The sequence below is a fragment of the Eggerthella sp. genome (genome assembly GCF_048329335.1).
Taxonomy (GTDB): domain Bacteria; phylum Actinomycetota; class Coriobacteriia; order Coriobacteriales; family Eggerthellaceae; genus Eggerthella; species Eggerthella lenta.
On the sequence record NZ_DBFEGU010000327.1, the window covers coordinates 1 to 4,219 of the forward strand.

Genomic DNA, 4,219 nt, shown 5'->3' on the forward strand with positions numbered 1-4,219 from the left:
GTGCTGGCGGCAGCGTTCTGGGAGATGACGTACTTCGGGTTCGAGTACGAGCGCGTCTGCGCGCGCCGTGCCGAGGAGAAGGCGCGCCGTCTGGTGGGGAAGGACGTGCCCGGCGAGCGTCCCTCGGAGCCTCCGCGCACCGTGTCCGACGAGCGGCGCCGGCAGGCGGAGGGGTTCGGGCTCGTGGAGCCCGACCGCTTCGAGCTCGACTACCGCGATAGCATGATCGTGCGAGTCGCGCAGCTCAACGACGACAGCCGCAAAGCCCTTTGGCTGCTGCTGCTCGACGTGGCGCGCCGTCTGGGCAAGGCCTGAGCGGCAGGGGCTCGTTGAAGCGATCGTCGGAGAGGAGGATAACGGGGCGAGAACGGGAACAGGCGCCCGCAGGCGCCTGTTCCCGAACGAAGCCGATGCCGTCGACGTGCTAGTCGGCAACCTCGACGAGCGTGATCTCGAAGTTGAGGTCCTTGCCCGCCAGCTCGTGGTTCATGTCGAAGGTGGCTATGCCGTCTTCGATGGAGCGCACGAACACGGGGAAGGGCTGGCCGCCCGGGCCCATCATGTACACGGTCTGGCCCACGGGAAGCTGGTCGCCGTTCGGGATCTGGTCGACCGGAACCTGCTGCACCATGGCCTCGTCGCGCTCGCCGTACGCCTCGGCGGCGGGGATGTGCACGTTCTTCGTGTCGCCTTGCGCCATGTCCTTCACGGCGGAGTCGAACCCGGGGATCATCTGGCCGGCCATGCAGGTGAACTCGATGGGCTCGCCGCGATCGACGGAGGAGTCGAACTTCGAGCCGTCGTCGAGGGTGCCCGTGTAGTGGACCTTGACCTTCTTGCCTTCGTTGCTCATCAAGAGCTCCTTTCGAGAGAATGCAATGCCCATCAGTCTACCCGAGGCATTCCGGCTTTCCCGTTCGCGGCGCGAAACTTGCTCCAAGTCGCCACAAGTCCGTAACCGAGCCTTCTGCCATCCTGGAAGGAGGTTGCGAGGCCCCTGCTCCCTTCGCCGCTGCGCTCAGGATGACAACACGCCCCAGCTCCAGTCTCCCGCGGTGCTACCGTTTCGGGAGATCGCGCACGTCGAGCAGCGTGATCTCGAAGTTCAGCGCCTTGGCGATGGCATCGTGGTTGAGGTCGAACACGGCGCGCTCCTCGTCCAGCTCCACGAGTCGTGCCGGATACGTCTGCCCGTCCGGCCGTTCGAGGCTCATCACGTCGCCCACGGCGAGCTTGATATCGGCCGGGATCTTCGCGCGCTCCACTTCGATGACGCGCTCTTCGGTGCGCTTCTCGTACGCCTCGTCGGCTCCAACGCGGACGCGTTTCGTTTCGCCCACGGCCATGTCGCGCACCGCGTCGACGAACGCGGGCGGCATCCATCCGTCTGCGCAGGGGAACTCGATGGGCTGCCTCGTCTGATCGATGAAGGTGGCACCGTCGTCGAAGTAGCCGCGGTAGGCCACCTTCACCATGCGATCCTCGTTGCTCACGCCCGTTCGCTCCGTTCCGCGAGGTCGGCCAGCGTCACGCGGCGCGCGACGAGGTCGGCGAGCGGCTCCAGGAAGCCCTGCTCCTCGTCGGCAAGGCCGTCGCGCGCGATCTTCACGATGCGGTCGCACAGCTCGGCGACGGGCCGTCCGAACACCTCGGCTTCGTAGCCGCTCTCCATGAGCGCGTCCTGCGCCGCCAGGTAGTCGTCGCGCCGCACGTCGGCGAACAGCCCGTCCATCGCGTCGAGGCTCGTCGGCGCGTAGAACAGCCCCTTGATCAGCGCCGCGTAGGCGATGACGTAGGGGATGGGCATGGCGTCGGCGGGGCGGATCTCGATGTAGGTCTTGAGGCGCACGTCGGTGAAGAACATGGACACCGCGTGCTCCACCTCGGCACGCGTCATCGTGCGCGCGGCGTAGATATCGCCGAACGTGCGGTCGGAGTAGCACCACCGCTGCTGCTGGCAGGGGATGAGGATGGCCACGGTGTCCAGGATGTACTCAGCGTAACGGCGCAGGTCGAACGAGGGGTCCAGCACGTCGGGCACGAGGCCGCATCGATCGTTGTCCACATGCTGCCAGATGTCCGTGCGCACCAGCTGATGCTCGCGCGGCTTGCCTTCGAACACGGGTGCGTTGTCGCACATAAGCGAGAGCATCGGCACCAGCGCGAACGCCAGCCGCAGCTTGCGCAGGCAGTCGGCCGTGCTGGTGTAGTCGATGGACACCTGCGTCGAGGCGCTGCCGCGCATCATGCAGGGGCCGTAGATGTCGCGCTCGCCCAGATAGAGGTTCATGAACTGGTAGCGGCGCTTCGGGATGAGCTCCAGCGAGCGCGCCGTGGCGGAGGGATGGTAGCCGATCGCCAGCGCCTTCTCTCCCGCGGGCTCCAGCACGTCGGAAAGGCGCTGCGCGAACCCTTCGAACGTGTCTCGCGCGGTCGCGAGATCGGCGAAGGGGCCGGCGGACAGCTCGATCTGCGCCGCGGGCTCGATGGTGACCGCCTCGCTCGGGCGGGCGACTCCCAAAAGGTCGCCGTGCTCGTCGGTGGTGGTGCGAGGATAGTCCGCCTCCAGCTGGCGCAGCACCCACGCCACGCCGTGTTCGCCGCTGTACGAGACGGGGCTCATATCGTCGTGCACGATGATCTGCTCCAGCTCGATGCCCAGCTCACCCGGGCCGCCGAAGGCTTTGATGCCGCTTTCGAAGTAGCTGACGATGGCGTTGATGTTGCTTTCGCGTGCAGGCTGCCCCTGCCCGGCTGCGGCTGTTTTATTCATGTAGCAAGCTCCTGAACTTCGCGTGTCCTGTGCAATCGTGCGTTACTTTGTATACAATACCGCTTTGGTCGCCGCGCATGGCGACATGTCGGCAAATCCATATCGTTTCGCTGCCCTACTCGAAGACGAGGCCCGGTTTGGACGCTCATATCACAAAACGCACAGCGATTCTGCTGCTGCTCGATATCGTTGCGACGTACGCCGCGTACTGGCTCGCATCGCTGCTCACCGACGTTGAGGGCGAAGTGTTCGTCAACAACGAGATCTACTTCATGCTGGGCATCCTCGCGCTCATCAACGTGGCCGTGTTGGGCTTGTTCCACCTGTACAACAACCTCTGGGAATACGCCAGCGTCGACGAAGCCATCCAGATCGTGCTGGCCGTGGTGCTGTCCACCCTGGTGGGAGCTGTGTTCTTATGGATCATCGACGTGCGGCTTCCCATCCGCGTGTTTTTCGTCTCGTGCTTCATGCTCATATTCTTCATGGGCGGCATCCGTTTGATCTTCCGCGTCATGCGCCAGAAAAGGCGCGCGCTCGTCTCCACGCAGCGCATGTGCGACCGTCCGCGCACGCTCGTGGTGGGCGCGGGGGAGACGGGCTCGCTGGCAATCGGACGCATGGCCTCGAAGGACCCGCTCATGCCGGGCATCCCCATCGTGGCCACTGACGACGACCCCACCAAGCGCGGTTCGCGCATCCACGGCGTGAAGGTGGCCGGCTCCACGAACGACATCGTCGACCTCGTGGACAAGCACAACATCGACCAGATCGTCGTGGCCATCCCGTCCTCCACGCCCGAGGAGCGCAAGCGCATCTACGGCGAATGCACGAAGACCGACTGCAAGCTGCGCACCCTGCCGAACGTGCGCGAGCTGTCGCTCGACGAGATCGGCGACGTGCGCCTGCGCGACGTGGACGTGGCCGACCTTCTGGGCCGCGAGGAGATCATCCTCAACACGCGCGCGGTGTCGGGCTACATCGCCGGCGAGACCGTGCTGGTCACGGGCGGCGGCGGCTCCATCGGCAGCGAGCTGTGCCGCCAGCTGTGCAAGGTGGCGCCCGCCCGCATCGTCATCTTCGACATGTACGAGAACGACGCCTACATGCTGCGCAACGAGCTGCTGGCCGAATACGACGACATCGACCTCGTCATAGAGATCGGCAATGTCTGCGACGAGGCGCGCCTGAACGAGGTGTTCTCGAAGTACCGACCCGGCGCCGTGTTCCATGCGGCCGCCCACAAGCACGTGCCTCTTATGGAGCAGTGCCCGCGCGAGGCGTTGCACAACAACGTGTTCGGGACGCTCAACGCGGTGCGCGCTGCCGACGCCTACGGCGCTGCGCGCTTCATCTTCATCTCCACCGACAAGGCCGTGAACCCCACGAGCGTCATGGGCGCCACGAAGCGCATGGGCGAGATGGTGATGCAGCTGTACGCGCGCA

4 protein-coding genes and 1 pseudogene are annotated in these 4,219 nt (G+C 65.3%); 2 read left to right on the plus strand and 3 right to left on the minus strand.

Annotated elements, in window-relative coordinates; genetic code table 11:
* Nucleotides 1–315, plus strand: a pseudogene (locus ACMO6A_RS10245) (hypothetical protein); the annotation flags it as partial.
* A gap of 109 nt (nt 316–424) precedes the next feature.
* Here ACMO6A_RS10245 and ACMO6A_RS10250 read toward each other — a convergent pair.
* The 3 genes from ACMO6A_RS10250 to ACMO6A_RS10260 form a co-directional block, all read right to left on the minus strand.
* Entirely contained in the window at nt 425–853 is a 429-nt protein-coding gene (locus ACMO6A_RS10250; RefSeq protein WP_009305051.1) for an FKBP-type peptidyl-prolyl cis-trans isomerase, read from the minus strand.
* Between the two features lie 205 nt (nt 854–1,058).
* Nucleotides 1,059–1,493 carry an FKBP-type peptidyl-prolyl cis-trans isomerase gene (locus ACMO6A_RS10255; RefSeq protein WP_009608716.1) on the minus strand — a complete coding sequence of 145 codons (435 nt, stop codon included), beginning with the start codon at nt 1,491–1,493 and terminating at the stop codon, nt 1,059–1,061.
* Nucleotides 1,490–2,773 (minus strand): glutamate-cysteine ligase family protein, encoded by a 1,284-nt coding sequence (locus tag ACMO6A_RS10260; RefSeq protein WP_009608737.1) that lies wholly within the window; start codon nt 2,771–2,773, stop codon nt 1,490–1,492. Before ACMO6A_RS10260 ends, ACMO6A_RS10255 begins: the two co-directional genes overlap by 4 nt.
* A 137-nt stretch (nt 2,774–2,910) precedes the next feature.
* On the opposite strand from ACMO6A_RS10260, the gene ACMO6A_RS10265 reads away from it, so the two are divergent.
* Nucleotides 2,911–4,219 (plus strand): polysaccharide biosynthesis protein (locus ACMO6A_RS10265; protein WP_418471201.1); only part of this gene is annotated, 1,309 nt, incomplete at its 3' end.

Excerpts from the sequence above, each read along its gene's own strand:
- ACMO6A_RS10250 (WP_009305051.1), bottom strand. The coding sequence starts at position 853 with ATGAGCAACGAAGGCAAGAAGGTCAAGGTCCACTACACGGGCACCCTC.
- ACMO6A_RS10260 (WP_009608737.1), bottom strand. The coding sequence starts at position 2,773 with ATGAATAAAACAGCCGCAGCCGGGCAGGGGCAGCCTGCACGCGAAAGC.